Annotated in this window: 18 protein-coding genes; 15 read left to right on the forward strand and 3 right to left on the reverse strand. The window is 47.3% G+C overall.

Annotated features, from left to right (window positions below):
* Positions 1–135 precede the first annotated feature (135 nt).
* From A3Q3_RS0108505 to A3Q3_RS0108575, 15 genes are all read left to right on the forward strand, one after another.
* On the forward strand, positions 136–1,179 hold the full coding sequence (locus A3Q3_RS0108505; RefSeq protein WP_020183166.1) for a rod shape-determining protein: 1,044 nt from the start codon (positions 136–138) through the stop codon (positions 1,177–1,179).
* Positions 1,180–1,223: 44 nt separating this feature from the next.
* Positions 1,224–2,204 (forward strand): rod shape-determining protein MreC, encoded by a 981-nt coding sequence (gene mreC, locus A3Q3_RS0108510; protein WP_020183167.1) that lies wholly within the window; start codon positions 1,224–1,226, stop codon positions 2,202–2,204.
* Positions 2,191–2,664, forward strand: a complete 474-nt coding sequence (gene mreD / locus A3Q3_RS0108515; protein WP_020183168.1) for a rod shape-determining protein MreD — start codon at positions 2,191–2,193, stop codon at positions 2,662–2,664. Before mreC ends, mreD begins: the two co-directional genes overlap by 14 nt.
* Before the next feature lie 13 nt (positions 2,665–2,677).
* Positions 2,678–4,636, forward strand: a complete 1,959-nt coding sequence (gene mrdA, locus A3Q3_RS0108520; RefSeq protein ID WP_020183169.1) for a penicillin-binding protein 2 — start codon at positions 2,678–2,680, stop codon at positions 4,634–4,636.
* A complete protein-coding gene (rodA, locus tag A3Q3_RS0108525; protein ID WP_020183170.1) occupies positions 4,629–5,726 on the forward strand; it encodes a rod shape-determining protein RodA in 1,098 nt (365 codons plus the stop codon). The genes mrdA and rodA overlap by 8 nt, the downstream gene beginning before the upstream one ends.
* Positions 5,727–5,796: 70 nt before the next feature.
* On the forward strand, positions 5,797–6,753 hold the full coding sequence (locus tag A3Q3_RS0108530) for a septal ring lytic transglycosylase RlpA family protein (RefSeq protein WP_020183171.1): 957 nt from the start codon (positions 5,797–5,799) through the stop codon (positions 6,751–6,753).
* A 12-nt stretch (positions 6,754–6,765) separates the two neighbouring features.
* Positions 6,766–7,905 (forward strand): serine hydrolase, encoded by a 1,140-nt coding sequence (locus A3Q3_RS0108535; RefSeq protein WP_020183172.1) that lies wholly within the window; start codon positions 6,766–6,768, stop codon positions 7,903–7,905.
* 1 nt (position 7,906) lies between these two features.
* The gene (locus tag A3Q3_RS0108540) at positions 7,907–8,188 is read left to right on the forward strand and encodes a YbeD family protein (RefSeq protein ID WP_020183173.1); all 282 of its coding nucleotides are present in this window, start codon (positions 7,907–7,909) and stop codon (positions 8,186–8,188) included.
* A 39-nt stretch (positions 8,189–8,227) separates the two neighbouring features.
* Complete coding sequence (gene lipB, locus A3Q3_RS0108545; RefSeq protein WP_020183174.1) at positions 8,228–8,845, forward strand: lipoyl(octanoyl) transferase LipB; 618 nt, start codon at positions 8,228–8,230, stop codon at positions 8,843–8,845.
* The gene (gene lipA / locus A3Q3_RS0108550) at positions 8,830–9,798 is read left to right on the forward strand and encodes a lipoyl synthase (RefSeq protein ID WP_020183175.1); all 969 of its coding nucleotides are present in this window, start codon (positions 8,830–8,832) and stop codon (positions 9,796–9,798) included. Before lipB ends, lipA begins: the two co-directional genes overlap by 16 nt.
* 93 nt (positions 9,799–9,891) lie before the next feature.
* Positions 9,892–11,202, forward strand: coding sequence for a glutamate--cysteine ligase (gshA, locus tag A3Q3_RS0108555; protein WP_020183176.1), 1,311 nt, complete (start codon positions 9,892–9,894; stop codon positions 11,200–11,202).
* A 28-nt stretch (positions 11,203–11,230) separates the two neighbouring features.
* A complete protein-coding gene (gshB, locus tag A3Q3_RS0108560; protein ID WP_020183177.1) occupies positions 11,231–12,184 on the forward strand; it encodes a glutathione synthase in 954 nt (317 codons plus the stop codon).
* Between the two features lie 39 nt (positions 12,185–12,223).
* Positions 12,224–13,264, forward strand: coding sequence for an FAD:protein FMN transferase (locus A3Q3_RS0108565; RefSeq protein ID WP_020183178.1), 1,041 nt, complete (start codon positions 12,224–12,226; stop codon positions 13,262–13,264).
* On the forward strand, positions 13,257–13,640 hold the full coding sequence (locus A3Q3_RS0108570) for a NusG domain II-containing protein (RefSeq protein ID WP_020183179.1): 384 nt from the start codon (positions 13,257–13,259) through the stop codon (positions 13,638–13,640). The genes A3Q3_RS0108565 and A3Q3_RS0108570 overlap by 8 nt, the downstream gene beginning before the upstream one ends.
* Positions 13,640–14,152: a Gx transporter family protein gene (locus A3Q3_RS0108575; protein ID WP_020183180.1), complete on the forward strand. Its 513-nt coding sequence runs from the start codon at positions 13,640–13,642 to the stop codon at positions 14,150–14,152. Before A3Q3_RS0108570 ends, A3Q3_RS0108575 begins: the two co-directional genes overlap by 1 nt.
* Positions 14,153–14,200: 48 nt before the next feature.
* Here A3Q3_RS0108575 and A3Q3_RS0108580 read toward each other — a convergent pair whose 3' ends face one another.
* Genes A3Q3_RS0108580 through A3Q3_RS13805 form a run of 3 tightly spaced genes read right to left on the reverse strand, consistent with a single transcriptional unit; the run spans position 14,201 to position 19,981 of the window.
* Entirely contained in the window at positions 14,201–18,241 is a 4,041-nt protein-coding gene (locus tag A3Q3_RS0108580; RefSeq protein ID WP_020183181.1) for a pilus assembly protein, read from the reverse strand.
* A 13-nt stretch (positions 18,242–18,254) separates the two neighbouring features.
* Entirely contained in the window at positions 18,255–18,872 is a 618-nt protein-coding gene (locus A3Q3_RS0108585; RefSeq protein ID WP_020183182.1) for a hypothetical protein, read from the reverse strand.
* On the reverse strand, positions 18,866–19,981 hold the full coding sequence (locus tag A3Q3_RS13805) for a PilW family protein (protein WP_020183183.1): 1,116 nt from the start codon (positions 19,979–19,981) through the stop codon (positions 18,866–18,868). The genes A3Q3_RS0108585 and A3Q3_RS13805 overlap by 7 nt, the downstream gene beginning before the upstream one ends.
* Between the last annotated feature and the right edge of the window lies 1 nt (position 19,982).

A 19,982-nucleotide genomic window follows, 5' to 3' on the forward strand; every position in this document is an offset into this window, starting at 1 on the left:
GTTTGTTTGTAACAATCTGTAATAACATCTTAAATTTAGATGTGATTTAAGCTATTATACCTTGATTTCAATCCACGCTTTTAAAAGCAAATCGATAAAATCGTGGGTCATCATTCGTCAATATCGGGATAAAACATGTTCGGTTCAATAAACAGTTACTTTTCTAATGATTTAGCCATTGACTTAGGCACCGCCAATACGCTGATTTACGCACGTGGCAAGGGAATCGTATTAGACGAGCCATCCGTTGTAGCGATTCGATTAGAGGGCGGTCCCAATGGCAAAAAAGTGCTGCTGGCCGTAGGTTCCGATGCCAAAGGCATGTTGGGTCGTGCGCCTGCCAACATTCAAGCTATTCGCCCGATGAAAGACGGCGTGATTGCCGACTTCACCATCACCGAGCAAATGCTTAAGTTTTTTATCCGTAAAGTACACGAATCTCGCTGGTTTTCGCCTAGCCCACGCATCATCATCTGCGTCCCGGTAGGCTCTACCCAAGTTGAACGCCGTGCGATTAAAGAGTCTGCAGAGCGCGCCGGTGCTAAACAAGTATTCTTGATTGAAGAGCCAATGGCCGCTGCAATTGGTGCTGATATGCCAGTTGCAGAAGCCACCGGCTCGATGGTGGTGGATATTGGTGGTGGTACCACAGAAGTGGGCGTGATTTCTTTAGGCGGTATCGTCTACGCTAAATCCGAGCGCGTAGGTGGTGACAAGTTTGACCAAGCCATTATCGATTACATCCGCCGCAATTACGGCATGCAAATCTCTGAGCCTACCGCCGAGGCCATCAAGAAAAAAATCGGCTCTGCATTCCCTGGCTCCGAAGTACTGGAAATGGAAGTCACCGGCCGCAATTTGGCAGAAGGTTTACCGCGTAAATTTACAATTTCCAGCAACGAGATTTTAGAAGCGCTGACCGAGCCATTGAACTCAATTGTGGGCGCTGTGAAATCTGCACTAGAGCAAACGCCACCTGAATTGGGCGCGGACATTGCCGAAAAAGGCATGGTACTCACTGGCGGCGGCGCATTGCTGCGGGACTTGGATCGTTTATTGATGGAAGAAACAGGATTGCCAGTGATTGTGGCGGAAGATCCGCTCACCTGTGTAGCACGTGGCTGTGGTCGCGCGCTTGAGGAAATGGATAAACTGGGTAACGTGTTTGCTAACGAGTAATCGTTAGTCAGCCTTTGTTGATCATTATTCATTCATAAATTGGCATGCTTAAGGGCGTACACCAGAAACTAGAGCCACAAGAATCCCCAGCGTTTTTTGTCCGTGGCCCCAGCCCGTTTTCACGCATCATGTTTTTCTGTGCGCTGTCGATTGTCTTGATGGCTGTGGATTCGCGTCTCGATTACCTTAGCCAGTTTCGTCAAACCTTTATTGCTGCCTTGCATCCGCTGGAAATGGTAGCCAACGCTCCCAGTGAGTGGGGGCTCAATATCCGCCAGTACTTTACCGCGCACAGCCGACTGCTGATTGAAAATCAAGCGCTCAAGCAGCAAGCGGTGGAACACAATGTCATGCTGCAGCGACTGGCCACGATTGAGCTTGAAAATGCGCACCTTAAAACGCTACTAAAAGGCAATGCGCCCATGATTCCCAAAGCCATTTTGGGTGAAATTCTGCACATGGGACGCGATCCATTTAGCAATGTTGTGGTGATCAACCGCGGCAGCCAGCACACGGTAGAAGCAGGTCAGGCCGTGGTAGACGCGCAAGGCGTGGTCGGGCAAGTCACCCGCGTGTTTCCGTTTAGCGCAGAAGTCACACTGATTACCGATAAAAATCTATCCATTCCCATTCAAGTAGAGCGCAATCAATTACGTGCGATTGCTTTTGGTGAGGGGAAAAGCAATACCATTGACTTGCCGTTTTTGCCCACGAGCGTAGACATTAAAGTGGGTGACAAGCTGGTGACTTCTGGAATTGATGGCGTGTATCCGGCCGGCTTGGCCGTGGCCAAAGTCACCGAGGTGCGCCAAAGCCCGGACTCTCCTTTTGCAAAAATCATTAGCACGCCGATTGCTGGCGTGAACAATCACTTACAGTTGCTGATTTTGAGCATGCCAACTCCGGCGGAACATATAGAGGCAGCTCCGGCAAGTGTTGGCGATGCAGCCGCGCCGCCAGCTACCGCAACTACTTCTATACCGCCAGCCAAACCCCGCAAAGAGAAGCCGCATGCGTCCCGCTAATCTCACCACCGTGTTACTGACGCTGATTGTGGCACTCACCTTCCAGCTCTACCCATGGTCTGGCCAAGGCGTGATTCTGCGCCCAGACTTTTTGCTGGTGATTACGCTGTACTGGGTGGTGCGTGCACCCCATTTATGCAATGTGGGGGTTGCTTGGTTTGCAGGGTTAATTGTGGATTTATCTACCGGCAGCTTACTTGGGCAGCACGCACTCGCCTTTGCCTTTACCGCCTTCTTGGCACTGTTGTATCAACGTCGATTAGTGTTGTTTAACCGTTGGCAACTATCGGTCTACCTATTTGCGTTGCTGTTTGTTGAGCGTACGCTGGTGTTAATCCTTAAGCTATTTGCCGACAATGAAAATCCTGGGCTTTCCTATTTCTGGCCAGTTCTCACTAGCATCATCCTATGGCAGTTTATGGTATTGATGTTTGGTGCGCCTACCCGACCCAGACATTAGGCAATCTATTGGCATGGCATATAGCGCAGAACTTAAAAATCACCAAAATGAACAGCATAATTTCCGTGTTAGGTTATTGATTGCTGGCGCATTAGCATTGTTGGCGTTTTGCGCGCTGGGCTTACGTTTTTATTATCTACAAATCAACCGTTACGATTACTACCATACACTGGCAGAAAGTAATCGCATCTCGATCGTGCCGATTTCACCTAACCGCGGATTGATTCTGGACCGCAACGGCGTAGTGCTTGCACACAATTTTTTTGTATACACGCTGGAAATGACCCCCTCAAAAATCACCGACCTTGACACCACGATTGGTGACTTGGCACAACTGGTGGAAATCAGCCCAGTGGACCTGAAGCGTTTTAAGAAGCTCAAAGCGCAAAGCCACTCGTTTGAGAGCATCCCGATTCGTACCCATCTGAATGAAATTGAAGCAGCAAAATTTGCGGTTAACCGCTACCGCTTTCCTGGTGTAGAACTTAAGTCGCGCCTATATCGTCATTATCCGCAAGGCAAACTCGGCACACACGCCATTGGCTATATTAGCCGCATTAATGAGCGTGATTTGAAACAGCTTAAAGACAGCAATGCCATTTCTAATTACAAAGGTACCGACCACGTGGGCAAGGGCGGCGTGGAACAAGCCTATGAAAGCGAGTTGCACGGCATTACCGGATTCCAGCAGGTGGAAATTGACGCCGATGGCAAAGCTGTGCGTGTACTTTCAAGTGCCGCACCTACTTCTGGCAATAACATTGTGCTATCTATAGATGCCAAGTTGCAAGCGATTGCAGAGAAAGCCTTTGGTGAGCGCAGAGGTGCTATGGTGGCCATTCAGCCAAACACCGGCGAAGTATTAGGCTTTGTCAGCATGCCAACATTTGACCCCAATTTATTTGTGGATGGCATTGATTACGAGAATTGGAACCTGCTCAATAACTCGCTAGACAAACCACTGATTAACCGCGCACTCAAAGGCATTTACCCACCCGGTTCCACCTTTAAACCCTTTGTGGCCTTGGCTGGCTTAGAGGCTGGCAAACGCGAGCCCCCCTTTAGCATTCAGGACAGCGGCTATTTCACTTTGCCCAACAGCCGACACCGCTATCGCGATTGGAAACCCAGCGGCCACGGCAGTGTGGATATGCGCAAAGCCATTACCATCTCATGTGATACTTTTTTTTATGGTTTAGCCATGGAGTTGGGCATCGAACGCTTAGCAGAATTTGTCAAACACTTTGGGTTCGGTCAAAAAACCGGTATCGACATTCACGGAGAAGTCTCCGGCTTAATGCCTACGCCGGAGTGGAAGAAAAAGCGTTTTAAACAGCCATGGTACATGGGCGAAACAGTGATTGTGGGCATTGGACAAGGCTATACTTTGGTGACCCCAATGCAGCTCGCCTACGCAACTGCCACGTTGGCCAATCAAGGTACCGCCATCCGTCCACACATGGTCAATGCCGTTGTCAACGCAACCACCCATGTGATGACACCTATCCCACATACGGTGCTGGATAAAATAGAGTTGAAACCACAGAACCTAGACATTGTGAAAGCAGGCATGGTGGATGTCACTCTGCCCGGGGGAACGGCGGTGGTGGTAGGCGCCAATGCTGGCTATAACATTGCTGCAAAAACCGGCACGGCACAAGTGATTGGCATTAAGCAAAACGAAAAATACAACGAACATAGCATCAATGAGCGCCACCGTGACCACGCCTTGTTTATTGCCTACGCACCGGCCGAGGCACCTAAGATTGCCATCGCAGTGATTGTAGAGAATGGTGGGCATGGCGGTTCCGCTGCAGGCCCAATAGCGCGCAAGGTGATGGACTATTTTCTGCTGGGAAAAGAACCTATTGAGGAAGCGCCAGCCGTAGCCAAACAACCAAGCACTGCCACTACACGCCCAGATGGCGCAACCATGCCGGAAACGCTTTTGGAAGAAGAACAGTATGATTAGCAAATTTATCACCAGTTTCTTTAAGCACATTGATTCCGTATTGCTGGCCTGTATTTTATTTGCCATGCTGGTAGGTTTATTGGTGCTGTATAGCGCATCGGGCCAGCAATTTAGCAGAGTCAGCGCGCAGCTGATTAATATGTCCGTGGCATTAGCGGTGATGTGGGCCGTTGCGAATCTTCAGCCACAACACATAGAACGTATTGCCGTGCCCGCCTATGTGATTGGCGTCCTGCTATTGCTGGCGGTGGCCTTATTTGGTGATATCAGCCACGGCGCCAGACGCTGGCTAAATATCGGCATCACTAAAATCCAACCTTCTGAACTACTAAAACTCGCCGTTCCCATTATGTTGGCATGGTATTTCTCTAAACGAGAATCCAATCTGACCGTAGCAGACTTCTTAATCGCAGGCGCCATTCTTGCCTTACCGGTACTATTTATCGTCAAACAGCCAGATTTAGGCACGGCCATGTTGGTGGCCGCCTCCGGATTTTATGTGATCTTTTTAGCAGGCCTAAGTTGGCGCTTTATACTCGGCGGTATCGCGCTTATTGGTGCGCTCAGCCCAGTGTTCTGGTCTTTACTACACGATTATCAGCGCCGTAGAATTGAAATTCTCATTGATCCAACACAAGACCCGCTTGGCTCCGGCTATCATATTATTCAATCGACTATTGCCATTGGCTCTGGCGGCCTCACTGGCAAAGGCTGGTTAAATGGCACACAAACGCAATTAGACTTTTTGCCGGAGCGCACGACTGACTTTATTTTTGCCGTGTTTGGTGAGGAGTTTGGCATGATTGGCAATGTGATGCTTTTAGCATTGTTTGCCATTATCATTGCACGTGGCTTCTACATTGCATCACAAGCCAAAAATACATTCTCACGACTACTGGCTGGGAGCATTGCGATGACCTTTTTCACTTACTGCTTTGTCAATATGGGCATGGTCAGCGGAATTTTACCGGTGGTAGGCGTACCATTACCGCTCATTAGTTACGGCGGAACCTCCATGCTCACACTCGGCCTAAGCTTTGGCTTGCTGATGAGTATACAAACGCATAAAAAACTGGTCGCGACCGGATAAACGTTAATGGCTAGACATTTTTAACAGCTAAGTATTTCTAATAGCTAGCGTATTTTAAACAGGCGGTACAATGAATCATTTTTTTTACATCGTAGTAGTCACACTCTTGCTTTCTGCTTGCGGTGGCCAACAGACGACACGCCCAGCACCGCCCAGCCCACCTGCAGAACAGCCGGATAACTCAACTGGTCAGCCTCCCACCAAAGCACCTAGTACACCACCTGCAGAAGTCGATACCCCTGGGGGTTACTATATGGATGACGGCCCAGAGGCCAATCCGCCAAGCAACTTAGACGACATTCCGGACGCAACACCCAAAGAGGAACCGATTAATCCTGCGGCCATGCGCCCCTATCAAGCACTGGGCGAGACTTACGTGCCGATGAAGAGTTATGCGCCGTTCAAGCAAGCCGGCATTGCCTCTTGGTATGGCAAACGCTTTCACGGGCGCAAAACATCTAATGGTGAAACATATAATATGTACGCCATGACAGCGGCACATCCCACACTACCTTTGCCTAGCTATGTCAAAGTCACCAACCCCAAGAATGGCCGCACCGTCATCGTACGGGTGAACGATCGTGGGCCGTTTAAGCATAGCCGTATCATCGATTTATCCTATGCCGCTGCATATAAATTACGTATCTTGGATCGCGGTAGTGCGCATGTGGAAATTGAAGCCGTCAATGCTGCCAGCTATGCCGCGCAAAATAAAAACGCTACGCCTGTACCCAAACCGGTAGAAACAACTGCAAACCCAGCCAATAGTAGCAGCGAGACTGTGCAAAACATCACCACTCCGTTCTTTGTACAGGTAGGTGCGTTTAAGCTAGAGGCCAATGCCAATGCGCTTAGGCAAAAAATCCAAAACCTAGGCATCGCCAGCAGCAAGGACATTAACCACGTGTATAATAGTCAACTATACCGCTTAAAATTAGGCCCTTACCCGTCAAGAAGTAAAGCCAGCCAAATTGCGGCGGACATCAAGCAACGACTCAATATCAACAGTATTATTCACACACAATAACGACCCAACCATATGATGCGCACACTGACCCAATCTTTACTTTTTACATTCGGCTGTTTGATTGCCGCTAGCAGTCATGCGGAAGTCACACCGCCACCAAACTTGGCTGTGAATGCCTACATTCTGAAGGACTTTAACAGTGGCAGCATCGTCGCTGGCTATAAAGAAAATGAGCGTGTTGAACCCGCATCGCTGACTAAAATCATGACGGCTTATCTTGCGTTTGAGGCGATTCAAAATAGATACTTAAAATTAGACCAGACGCTGCCTGTGAGTGAAAAAGCATGGAAAGTCGAAGGCTCCAAGATGTTCATTGAGCCTAACAAACCTGTGGCGGTTGATGAATTACTACATGGCCTGATTATTCAGTCTGGCAATGACGCGTCGATTACGTTGGCAGAAGGCATTGCCGGCTCTGAAGAACAGTTTGCCGACCTGATGAATAAAAAAGCTGCAAAATTAGGCATGAAAAATACGCATTATATGAATGCAACCGGTCTGCCAGACGCGCAACACTACACCACTGCGTATGATTTATCCTTGTTGGCCAGTGCGCTGATTCGCGATTTTCCTTTGGACTACAAACGCTTGTATTCGATGAAAGAATATACTTATAACAAAATCACGCAGCCTAACCGTAACCGCTTATTGTGGCTAGATGCCAACGTGGATGGCATGAAAACTGGTCATACCGAATCCGCTGGGTATTGCCTAATCGCCTCATCTAAGCGCAGCGATTCGCGTTTAATTTCTGTGGTGTTGGGGGCAGTGTCCGAAGCATCGCGTGCGATTGAAAGCCAAAAATTACTCAATTATGGATTTCAGTTTTTTGAAAGCACGCTCGTTTACAGACAAGGTCAGCCGATTAATGCCTTGCGCGTATGGAAAGGCAATGAAAAGTTAGTGAATGCGACTGTTGCACAAGATGTCTACTTCTCATTACCCAAAGGTGACTATGCCCGCGTAAAAGCCAGCATGACCAGTCAACAACCATTGATTGCACCGGTCAAAGCCAACCAAGTGGTCGGTAAAATCACATTCACATTAGATGGCAAGAAACTGACTGAACGCGCACTGATTGCGTCAAAAGCAGTAGAGAGCGGCGGTTTCTTTAGCCGTATATTGGACAGCATCAAACTGATGTGGCAATAATATGGCCGATATTGACCCATCCCAGCAAGAAACACTGATTGAGTTTCCGTGTGACTTTCCCATCAAAGTGATGGGAGAAACGCACCCGGATTTTACTACGGCTATTACAGAAGCCATTCAGCAACATATTCCCGATTTTGGCGCACATTTAATTGAGATGCGTGGCAGCGTGGGCGGCAAGTACATTAGCCTCACTTGCTTGGTCTATGTCACCTCCAAACCACAGCTGGATGATATTTATCGCACACTGACTGCTCACCCCATGGTGAAAGTGGTGCTCTAACCACATTGGGCTAGATGTTTTCATATTCCGCCACGATTCATGGATATCCAACTTAAACGTTTAGCACTGACCAATTACCAAAACACATTGCAGGCTATGCAAGCGTTTACTGCAGCCAGAGACGCGCACACTACTGATGAATTATGGCTGACTGAGCACCCACCTGTGTATACATTGGGGCTCAATCGTAAGGGCGTACGCCTACCGCATAACGATATCCCTGTCGTCATGGTGGATCGCGGGGGTAAAATCACTTACCATGGGCCGGGGCAACTCATTGTCTACTGTTTAATTGATTTAGCACGCCGCGGCTTGAATGTGCGACAACTTGTCACCATCTTAGAAACGAGCTTAATAGAAGTACTGGCATTGTATGACGTGTCATCCGTAGCTAAACCAGATGCTCCGGGTGTTTATGTCGATACAAAGAAAATCGCTTCACTAGGGTTACGCTTGAAAAATCAATGCTGTTATCATGGCTTGAGCTTAAATATCGACATGGATTTAGCGCCGTTTGAGGCCATCGATCCATGCGGGTATGCCGGATTAAGCATGACGCAAACCAAAGCGCTTGGCATTCAAGCCACACTTACAGAAATAGGAGAGGCTTTACTCTCCATATTAGAAAAGAAATTAAACGCATGGCCGACCCGATAAATCCAGTGACGCCGCCTGCTAGAAAAATTGCAGGGGTAAAGGAAGTAGATGCCGCTAAAACGGCGCGTATTCCTATTAAAATCGTGCCACAACCCATGTTGCGCAAACCTGAATGGATTCGCATGAAAGTGCCGGATTCGGCGCGTTTTCAAGAAATCAAACGTGTGCTACGTGAGAACAATTTACATACGGTGTGTGAAGAAGCCAGCTGCCCCAATATCGGCGAGTGCTTTAGTGGTGGCACTGCTACCTTTATGATTTTAGGCGACATTTGCACACGCAGATGCCCGTTCTGTGATGTTGCCCACGGCAAACCATTGCCACCCGATGTGAATGAGCCGGAAAACCTTGCCCGTACCATCGCGCAAATGGGCTTAAAGTATGTGGTCATTACCTCTGTAGACCGCGATGACTTAAAAGATGGCGGCGCACAGCATTTTGTGGATTGCATTCACGCTGTTCGCCAGCAATCCCCGCATATTAAAATTGAAATTTTAGTGCCAGATTTTCGTGGACGTTTAGACGTCGCACTAGAAATACTGCGCAAAGCCCCGCCAGATGTCATGAACCACAATCTGGAAACCGTGCCACGTTTATACAAGCAAGCGCGTCCTGGCTCAGACTATCAAAACTCACTGAACCTGCTTAAAGCCTTTAGCGAGATGTATCCGCATATCCCCACCAAATCTGGCCTGATGCTTGGCTTGGGCGAAACCGACGATGAGATATTAGCGGTGATGCGTGATTTAAGAGCACACCAAGTGAGCATGCTCACATTAGGCCAATATTTGCAGCCTAGCGTGCACCACTTGCCGGTAATGCGCTATGTAGAACCTGCCATATTTGACCACTTAAAATCACAAGCAGACGCCATGGGCTTTGATAACACAGCGAGCGGCCCGATGGTCCGCAGTAGCTATCATGCCGACTTGCAGGCACACTCAGTGGTCTAAACACAACAAAAGGAGTACGCTAAGCACGCTTGAATTATCGACGTGCAGTCTCCATCCATCATCAATAGATCAATTTTTTGGATTATCAACATTATGGTGCCTCACTTAACTACTGCATTAAACGGTCAATTGCTGGATTTAGAAAAACGCATGCTGGCGGCCATGCCGCAAATCGAGCATTGGTTTCGTAGCCAATGGCAAGAGTACGCCTCACCGTTTTATGCCAGCGTCGATTTAAGAAATGCAGGATTCAAGCTCGCCCCAGTTGATACCAATCTATTTCCCGGTGGATTTAACAACCTGAATCCGGAATTCTTGAGTTTAAGTGTGCAGGCAGCACAGGTCGCCGTAGAAAAAATCTGTCCGGAGGCTAGGCGTTTATTGATTATTCCGGAAAATCACACGCGCAATACCTTTTATTTACGCAACGTGTATGAGCTAAGCAATATCATGCGTGCCGCAGGTTTAGACGTCAGAATTGGCAGCATCTCGCCTGAGATTACGGCTATCACACGGCTCGAAACGCATGATGGCCATAGCATCGTGCTAGAACCTGTGGTGCGCGAGAAAAACCGTATCATGCTCAAACAAAGTACGCTGGATGGCGTGACTTATGAAGCATTTGATAGTTGTGCCGTGCTCTTGAATAACGATTTGTCCGGTGGTATTCCGCCAATTTTAGAGCACCTAGAACAAAACCTAATCCCACCATTGCATGCCGGCTGGTCTACGCGTCGTAAATCACAACATTTTGCAGCCTATAACCGTGTCGTGGATGAGTTCTCAACATTGCTAGACATAGACCCTTGGATATTAAACCCATATTTTGACACCTGCGGCGAAGTAGACTTTCATGCCCGCACCGGTGAAGAGTGTCTGGCGCAAAAAGTGGAAGAGTTACTGCATAAAATCAAACTGAAATATGCCGAATATGGCATTACCCAAGAGCCTTTTGTCATTGTGAAAGCCGATGCCGGCACCTATGGCATGGGCATCATGACAGTCAAATCACCAGATGACGTCCGTGATTTGAACCGCAAAACCCGCAATAAGATGTCAGTAGTCAAAGAAGGCCTGCAAGTGTCCGAAGTGATTATCCAAGAAGGTGTATATACCTTTGAGAGCATTAACGATGCAGTGGCCGAGCCCGTGGTGTATATGATGGATCACTTTGTGATTGGTGGCTTTTACCGCGTACATACCGGACGTGCTGTCGATGAAAACCTTAATGCTCCAGGCATGCATTTTGTGCCACTGGCCTTTGAGAAATCCTGTTCGTTGCCAGATTGTGCAGGTAAGCCGGACGCACCGCCAAATCGCTTCTATGCATACGGCGTGGTAGCACGCTTGGCCTTACTGGCAGCGGCCATTGAACTGGAAGAACAAGATCCATTGAATCAATAATCAGCGACATCTTTATGCAAGGCGCACAATGAAATTACTATTCATTATTGACCCGATTCAACAGCTTAAATCTTATAAAGATACCAGCATTGCCATGATGCGTGCCGCTGCGGCACGTGGTCATGCACTATTTGTTTGTGAGCAGCATGATTTTTATTTACAGCAAGCCACTGTGCACATTCGTGCCACCGCGTTGACGCTGCAAACAGGTGAATCATGGTATCAACTGGGTACCAGTGAAGACTACCTGCCGAGTGCCTTTGATGCGGTGCTGATGCGCAAAGACCCGCCTTTTGATAACGAATATTTGTATAGCACTTATTTATTAGAGCTCGCATCGCAACAGGGCGCACGCGTGCTGAACAATCCAACTGCGATCCGCAGCTGGAATGAAAAACTCTCTGTGGCCAAATTTCCGCAATTTGCACCCGAGTTTTTGGTGACCAACAGCAATGCGCGCATCCGTGATTTTTTAGCGCACCATCACGACATCGTCGTCAAACCATTAGATGGCATGGGCGGCAGTGGTATTTTTCGCCTGACTGAGCAAGACCCCAATATCGGTGCGATTCTAGAAACCGTGACCGAGTATGAACAGCGCACCATCATGGCACAGCGTTATTTGCCTGCCATCAAGCAAGGCGATAAACGTATTTTGGTCATCCATGGTGCACCAGCCCCGTATGCATTGGCACGCATTCCTAAGCCTGGAGAAACGCGTGGTAACCTTGCCGCTGGCGGCAAAGGCGTGGCGCAACCACTGACCGAGCGCGATTGGGAAATCGCACGTACTGTGGGCCAATCGCTGAAGGCAGAAGGCTTGTTTTTGGTAGGCTTGGATGTGATTGGCGAGCACTTGACCGAAATCAATGTCACCAGCCCAACCGGCATGGTGGAAATTGCCACACAAACTGACTGCAACCCAGCACAGCTTTGGATAGAAGCACTAGAAAGCATAGTTGCACTAGAGAAGATACCGTAGCGCTGGAAGGATTGCGTTAGTCCAGTTATCATAGCGCGCATGCGCTATTTATTTTTGTTACTCGTCAGCTTTACCCAGCTCAGCTGCAGCATTCAATTAGACCCGCTTTACCACACTCAAAGCTACGTCTTTGGCACGTTAGTCGACATCTCCATTTATGGCGAAAAAGAACCCGAAGCGCAATTCATTGCCAGTGAAATTACGCGCCAATTTCAAGCCATACACAATCGCCTACACGCATGGAAACCCAGCGAGCTCAATGGCATCAACAAGACCTTTGCAGAAGGCAAACCCAAACTGATTGAACAAGACATGGTGGACTTGATTGCAGACGCCTCACAACGCTCGCTACAATCGGAAGGGCTATTCAATCCAGCGATTGGCAACATCATTCATTACTGGGGATTCCAGAGTGATGACTTTCCTGCACGTACACCCGATGAAGCTGAGCTGTCCGCATTGCTTGCACAACACGCAAGCATGTCGGATATTGTGTTGAATCAACATCAAATATCGAGCAAAAATCCCCATGTAAAATTAGATTTAGGCGGCTATGCCAAGGGCTATGCGCTGGATGTCGGCTTGAAAATTCTTCAAGAATTTCATGTGCAAAATGCACTGATTAATATCGGTGGCAACGTGATTGCAGTCGGCCAACATGGTGATCGGCCATGGACTGTGGGCATTCAACACCCCAGAAAACCGGATGCTATTGCCACCGTTGCCCTTGGTAGTGGCTGGGCCATTGGTACGTCTGGTGATTATCAACGCTTCTTTATGTTGGATGGCAAACGTTACTGTCATATCATTGATCCACGTACCGGTTATCCGGCACAGGGCACGCAATCGGTCACAGTACTCATTCCCCCAAGTAAAGATGCTGGCGTACGCTCGGATGTCAGCTCCAAACCTATTTTCATCAGTGAGCCCGCTCGCAAAGCTGAATTTGCCAAAAAAATGGAGGTATCTCACGTGCTGATCATTCAAGAAAACGGTGAAATACTTGCCAGCCCAGCCATGCAAAAGCAATTGAATTGGCTAGATAAAGAGGCGCAAACGCGTGTTCGGACGCTTGAGTAATTTCAAGCATTTCCCTAAACCATTATGGGGAGATTGGCTGGTAATTGGCTTCAGTTTGGGCTTGGTCATACTGAGTTTTTTTACACTGTGGTCACAGCAACCCGCCACCACATTACGCATACGTACAGGCAGCACTGTGTTTGGTGAGTTCAGTCTGATGCAAACAAAATCATTGAAGATACTTGGCAAAATTGGCGTTTCCGCCATTGATATTCAGCAAGGTAAAGTACGATTTAAGCAATCCCCGTGTAATAGTCAGTACTGTGTACACCAAGGCTGGCTGCAGCATGCAGGGCAGGTGGCTATTTGCATCCCCAATCAAGTGAGCATAGAGTTAATTGGCGCAGTGCCAACCATGGACACGCTTAACTACTAATGGCTATCATCCACTTTCAGGCTTCTGAGGAAGACCACCGCATTGCAAAACTCACCGCGTTTGCCATTGGTTTGCATTTAATAGAGTCTGCATTTCCATCGCCCATCCCCGGCGTTAAACCTGGGTTAGCCAATATTGTGATTTTGTATGTACTCGCACGCTACGGTATTAAAACTGCAGCGTGGGTAAGCCTACTACGCGTATTCGCAAGCAGCTTATTGCTCGGGCAGTTTTTATCCCCCACGTTTTTGCTGAGTTTGAGCGGCGCAATCATGAGCCTATTGGTTTTAACACTGGCCTGTCGACTACCCAAGCAGCATTTCAGCGTGATCAGCTTAAGCATACTAGCTGCGTTTGCACATATTGGCGGGCAGCTTATTGTGGTCAGACAACTCTTGATTCCACATGCCAGCGTGTTGTACTTAATCCCTATTTTTGGACTGGCCGCCCTATTTTTTGGGGTGATTAATGGATTGATTACAGCAAGGCTACTATTTGCTGAACAGCAATAAAAAAACGCCTTGTTGCCAAGGCGCTTTTAAGTACTATATCTACGTTTCTTACTTTACGAGCTCTCGCCAAATAGAACGTCTGCCGTAAGTACCATCTTCAAATAGCTCAAATATAGTATCTCTAGATGCACTGGAATTGGCCGCTACATCTTTGTTTTTTAGATGATGTGGTGTTGGATCATTACTTTCCACCACTGACACCACCGGCTTTCCATTCTTGTCATACAGAATATTAAAGCCTACAGCTGGCGTGTTCAGTTTTTCAGACACAATACCACCTGCCAAGCCTGGAGAGCCACCTGTTTTATAGTTAAAGTAGTTAAACCAGCCATAGCCGCCGCCTAGACAACTCGTACTGTTAGGCACCGTTGTTGGCATCAACAACACACCATTTAACAAGAGCGGATCTACATTGACACGCTCGCCAGCAGGGAAATCCACCAACCAGCCATAACCCGTTCCAAAATCAACGCTATTGGAACTTGCCGTACGGAAATCTCCTGTCGAACTCAGTGTTTGTGCAACCAACCCACCGCTTCTTAAGCTAGTAATTTCAGCTGAAATATTGTCGTCTTTAATTGCATATACGGTTTGTACTTGCGTGCTAGTCAAATCAGTCTCTTCAAGATACTTGCCCGTACCTACAAATAGCACACGTTTTTTATTAATCAATCCAAGTTCTGGCATCGTAGTAATCGGCTGAGGAACGCCGCCACCATCTCTCAATGTCGCAATTTTTACTGCCACACCATCATCTAAATCAAAACGCCATAAACCACCTTCTAAGTCCCCACCATACACATATTTTGCAAAGTTATTTCTAAAAGTATCGTCTACATATGCCGTTATTTTTGCTAGTCCACTAGGGGATGACGAAGTACCAGCACCAGTACCGATCTTTTTGATGAGTACACCATTATAGGCATTCAGCGTATACAAATAGCTTTGTCCATTGCCCGTGGGGCTGTTGCTGGTGACGCCATCACTATCCAAGGTACCATTGTTATAACCTGAAGTGAGTAACACCACCCATTTACCAGCGTTGACGCCTGAACTGAGTTTTGTTACTACTGGCTCACCAAAGCTATAGCCAACACTACTATCTTGATCGGCAGTAAACTCCCATAATAAAACTGGGCTAGTCGGGCTGGTCACATCTAACGCATAATAACCACGTCCACCGCCGTTTAATCCACCAATCAAAATAGTTTTCCATATCGCACTTGCCGTATCACAACCCGATATGCAGATATCTGCTAAAGCGGGGTTGCCATTCACATAATTGGCATGTTTGATTGCATAATCTCTATCTGCAAGCTTTGGCAGATTTTTAATGACAGGGGTTGGAATATACGCCCACATCTCTATGCCAGTATCTGCATTAAATGCGTGCAACATACCATCATTGGCACCCACAAATACCGTACCTTGCCGACTGGCAGTAGCATCCTTAAACGCGGTATAGCCAGGATCCACATAAAGCGAAGTAGATTTCTTCAAGTAGGCCGGTTTAGATTGAGTAATATCACCCAACACCGCTTCACGTGGACGAAACAATTTTTTTTCTGGATCAGGATTTGATGTGCGATTATCGTACTGTGTTTGACCACGTAAATAACTGACCAAATTAGCCACTTTATTTGCATTACTTTGTTGTGTTGCGCTGTAGTCAGAGTACTGACTTAAAGCATTATAGCCATTTACAAAAGCAGTCTGAGCACTAGAGCTCAAAGCGCCCGCTGTAAAATTAGTTAAAGTGCCGCCGCTATTCACATAAATTTTTCGTGAATCGCTCGTTTGTGAGACTAATGAAGACATGGTGCCAGTGCAAATGGTTGGCACCTCCACATAGCACGCATTGGATGTTCCGCCAATACCAAGCTGTCCACCCAAGTCACCACATGTATCTGTATCAGATGATGGCGTCTCGCAATAGAATGTTTGCGTACTACCTGATGTGACTGCTTTTAAAACAGCTGGTGATGTGCACGTTCCGCTGGCCACGTTCTCTGCACACCAAGTCGCTTTTTGACTGGTTTTAAGCGTGTCCACATCAACCGTTCTAGCCTCTAAGTTACCCGTCCACTTTACAGTGCTATAGCTCGCGACATATTGAAAGTTATCGCCAGCAGTTGGTGCCAAGCTACTGGCAGCAGCAGCAGAACCAGCACCATACACGCTCTTAATTTCAGACAAACCTTTAATTAGTGAGTCTCTCAACAACTTAGGATTTTTTGCACTGTAATAGGTACCACCTGCATTCACTGCTGCATGCCACAGGTCATCAATGCGGGTACCATTTTCTGTTGGCATTGGGTTAGACCAATTGGCAGAACCGCTCTTGATATCAGCATAATTGCCGGATGTTTGCTCTTTGTAATCATCTGAATACAATAACGTACCATCAATTCCCAAGCCCAAGGTCAAGGTCACCATGTTTTGTTTGGGATGGTCATTCTCACTACCACAGACATTGCTACCTGCCGTGCCATTGCTGCAATTATCAAAATCCGCTTTGTTACGAATATCAGTATCGTAATAGTACTTGGCAACATCGGCCAAACTACCAGAGGTAGCTGTAGGGCCTTCGTATAGCGGTCTTGGAGAGGTCTGATCTAAGTTACCAACAGCATTGCCTTTAATATCTTTGACATCCGTTGCGGCATCGGTATTCCAATACCCATCAGTAGTCAGTAACGTAAAGTTTTGTTGACATGAGTACTCTACTGGGTCTGCTGTACCGACTGGCTTCTTGCCCGCGTAGATCCGCCCAACGATGGACAATGCTGACCTTAATGGCGTACCGCCACTTGGCGTAGTCGCATATAACTTTTTATACCAATTACTTTTTTGCCCAGTGCTACCAGATTCAAATTTGGCAATAGGCAAATAGTTATTCGACTGATTTGAAATGGTGATGAACCCAACGCGATAACGATTATCAATACCTTTAAAAGCAATGGTTGCAGCCGTTTTCATCGCTTGCATACGGATGCGATAATAAGTGTACCAGTTGGCGTAGTTAGTCATTTCTTGCTCATACGTACAAGTGCTTGAGCAGTCAGTACGGTCAGTTGCTTTTGTCGTTTGACCGGGTAACGGATAGCTATTATTAGTGGAAACGATATCTACATAAACCATTTTTCCTGGTGTACGTGTTGCAAAAGCTGCGACTGTCGCAGTCATTGAGCCTGATTTTGTCACGGCTGCTGATACTGGTACATCGACCTCCCCCCATGCAGACACAATCGTGACTATCGAACCAGAGCGAGAAGCACTGTAGCCAATCGTACTACAGTTACCTGTCACGGCCTTAGTACAAGCATTGATTGCATTGGCCACATTGGTAGCTACAGTACCGCTGTTAGTACTGGCAGATGTAGTCGCTGATAATATTTCCTTACCACTCACTTTAATGCTTGAAATGCTAGTACTGTTGGAGCCACTGAACGTAATTGTAGCTGTTGCACTTGGGGCGCGTAAATTAGTATAAGTGCCTTCGCGAATAGAGCGGCACACATCAGCAGTTGCTGGCTGTGCAAAAGTAATTGCTGCTGTACTATTATTACACCAACGGATAGGCGCAGCATATTTATAGGTTGCTGTGGCCGTAGCACTGGCAATACAAGTGGTGAGTGCCGGTGTCGTACAGTATTCACCCGGTATATAAGCATAATAATCTGCATTGCCTACTAAACTGACTGTGCCGCCCTTAGCCGCACCTGTTTCTGTCACATCATTTTTTACTGCTGTCCAAGGAGAGGCTTGGTTGCCCATCGATACGCCATCATATTTAACAGCTGCCGTATAGGTAATTGAAGGATTATAAAATTGCGTATTGTAAGCACCATTGTTAAACAACCATACTGGTGGTGAATTATCATCAACCCAGTCAGGTGTATAGTTATAGCCCATACTGCCAGAGTTATCGAGCACAAACATGATGTTAGGTAACACATCAGATGTCCCTGAATTCACCAAAGGCTTCTCAGCAATTTTTACGTTGCCCGCATAAACATTGGCAGACAGCACAATGCCGACAGCAATGCACAAAGGAATCAATATATGCTGTTTGAAGGAAAAACTCATGTTGTATACCTCGTTAAGAAACGAACGCTTGCACATAGGACACCGTATTTCTAGGCCCAACAATACGCACGGTGACACGATAAATAGGTAAAGGCTCAGCGACAGGCGGTAAAGTTAGACAAAAACCGCAACCTCTCTTAGTACTATCTGGATCAGGACTGGCGGCCATCATGCAGCGTTCTTTGCTTACATCGCCATTTTGGTTACACATGCGCTCAACCACATAGCGAATGGTATTGCCGTAGGGGTCTTTGCCATTCGCTATCCCAGCACCTGTCGCCAACTTACTGTTGGCATCAGACCATGTTGTGCTAAGCGTTAAATTTTCACCATTACACTGCCCAGTGGCGCCACTATCAAAGGTGGTACACACTGCGTAATAACCATTGCTAGGGTCATTAGTAAAAGCATACGATTTAAGTTGGCCACCAATGGTATCGGCCATCGCTTCTAAGCCATAACTTGAGGTAGTCGCCGTACTTTGTTTAAATGCCAAGTTGCCTGTAATTTGACTGCTGGTATCCACAGAGCGAATCAGCGCCACACTGGCTAAAGACATCACCACCAATGCAATCAATGCAACAAATAATACAAGCCCTCGCTGAGATGATTTAGATGCAACGACTAACATGGCACACCCCCGCATAACGCTTGCCTATTCCATAAGATGTTTCTGAGAGGCACCACCGTTTCATAGACTTTATAACGGTAGTTTTGCCAGTTGGCGTTAGCCGATAAATTTACATTGGTCGTATCACCCCATACACACACTCTGGCTAGCCCACTGACAGCGCCATCACAGTTTTGACTCACCACTACACGCTCTTGCAATGGGTTACGTGCCACCACTGCCACTCTTACCGCTTTAATGCGATTACGATTACCCACGCTCAGTGCAGCAGGCGCCCAGATACCAGTAGCATTCACCCACTCTGTGACCGTATTGCTAGACTGTATGGCTGACACGCCATATTGGGCTTGGATATTCACAATATCATTGACAACAGGAAAGGACAGCGCATTCGGCATGGCTGTCTCATCTAAGTTGGCAGTGGCTGAAAAGCCACCGGTTCGCATCAACTGATTACCGGATAACGTAAAGTTAGTCTCGTTCCATCCTCCCAAGCATGCCAACTTGAAACCGGGAGATACTGGCACCGCAGTCCCTGACGCAGAAATATTGGTGATTTTAATTCTTTGTGAGACCGCAGTAATGTCAGCAACCCGCCCCACTGCACACCTAAGAGTAGTAGCAGATATTTCTTGCATAATCAGTGCAGTATCGTTTTTTGTACAGCCTAGTGTTGTAGGCACTTGCACGGTTGGTGTCGGATCTGGTACCGAGATAATCTCGACGCTTGCTCCGCTCTTCATGGTCGAGCCAGAGCGCACAACCACACTATCGCTGTTGGTACCGCCGTCAGTAATGACCAGTGGTGACAGTCCAATTTCTGGCGTTGCCCCCACATTATCATGATCAAACGTTACATTGACAGGGCAGTTTAGAGGAGTAATTGCACTATCGTAAAAAGGTAATCCGTAACCCGCATTTTCAATTTCACGTCGCATAATATAAAGTGCGATTGCGCCATTGGTTTGCGCATCTGCTCCACCAGTAGTGACGCGCTTTTGTTGTTCAAACTTACTAAATACATTAGTAATGACCAATGTGGCTATCAGCCCAATGACCAAACCAATCATCAACTCAATTAAACTAAATCCACGTTGTGTATTTTTCATA

Origin of the sequence: Methylotenera sp. 1P/1 (assembly GCF_000384355.1) — a bacterium.
GTDB lineage: Bacteria > Pseudomonadota > Gammaproteobacteria > Burkholderiales > Methylophilaceae > Methylophilus.

Coding starts and splice junctions, on each gene's coding strand:
- A3Q3_RS0108505 (WP_020183166.1), top strand. CDS start 136: ATGTTCGGTTCAATAAACAGTTACTTTTCTAATGATTTAGCCATTGAC.
- mreC (WP_020183167.1), top strand. CDS start 1,224: ATGCTTAAGGGCGTACACCAGAAACTAGAGCCACAAGAATCCCCAGCG.
- mreD (WP_020183168.1), top strand. CDS start 2,191: ATGCGTCCCGCTAATCTCACCACCGTGTTACTGACGCTGATTGTGGCA.
- mrdA (WP_020183169.1), top strand. CDS start 2,678: ATGGCATATAGCGCAGAACTTAAAAATCACCAAAATGAACAGCATAAT.
- rodA (WP_020183170.1), top strand. CDS start 4,629: ATGATTAGCAAATTTATCACCAGTTTCTTTAAGCACATTGATTCCGTA.
- A3Q3_RS0108530 (WP_020183171.1), top strand. CDS start 5,797: ATGAATCATTTTTTTTACATCGTAGTAGTCACACTCTTGCTTTCTGCT.
- A3Q3_RS0108535 (WP_020183172.1), top strand. CDS start 6,766: ATGATGCGCACACTGACCCAATCTTTACTTTTTACATTCGGCTGTTTG.
- A3Q3_RS0108540 (WP_020183173.1), top strand. CDS start 7,907: ATGGCCGATATTGACCCATCCCAGCAAGAAACACTGATTGAGTTTCCG.
- lipB (WP_020183174.1), top strand. CDS start 8,228: ATGGATATCCAACTTAAACGTTTAGCACTGACCAATTACCAAAACACA.
- lipA (WP_020183175.1), top strand. CDS start 8,830: ATGGCCGACCCGATAAATCCAGTGACGCCGCCTGCTAGAAAAATTGCA.
- gshA (WP_020183176.1), top strand. CDS start 9,892: ATGGTGCCTCACTTAACTACTGCATTAAACGGTCAATTGCTGGATTTA.
- gshB (WP_020183177.1), top strand. CDS start 11,231: ATGAAATTACTATTCATTATTGACCCGATTCAACAGCTTAAATCTTAT.
- A3Q3_RS0108565 (WP_020183178.1), top strand. CDS start 12,224: ATGCGCTATTTATTTTTGTTACTCGTCAGCTTTACCCAGCTCAGCTGC.
- A3Q3_RS0108575 (WP_020183180.1), top strand. CDS start 13,640: ATGGCTATCATCCACTTTCAGGCTTCTGAGGAAGACCACCGCATTGCA.
- A3Q3_RS0108580 (WP_020183181.1), bottom strand. CDS start 18,241: ATGAGTTTTTCCTTCAAACAGCATATATTGATTCCTTTGTGCATTGCT.
- A3Q3_RS0108585 (WP_020183182.1), bottom strand. CDS start 18,872: ATGTTAGTCGTTGCATCTAAATCATCTCAGCGAGGGCTTGTATTATTT.
- A3Q3_RS13805 (WP_020183183.1), bottom strand. CDS start 19,981: ATGAAAAATACACAACGTGGATTTAGTTTAATTGAGTTGATGATTGGT.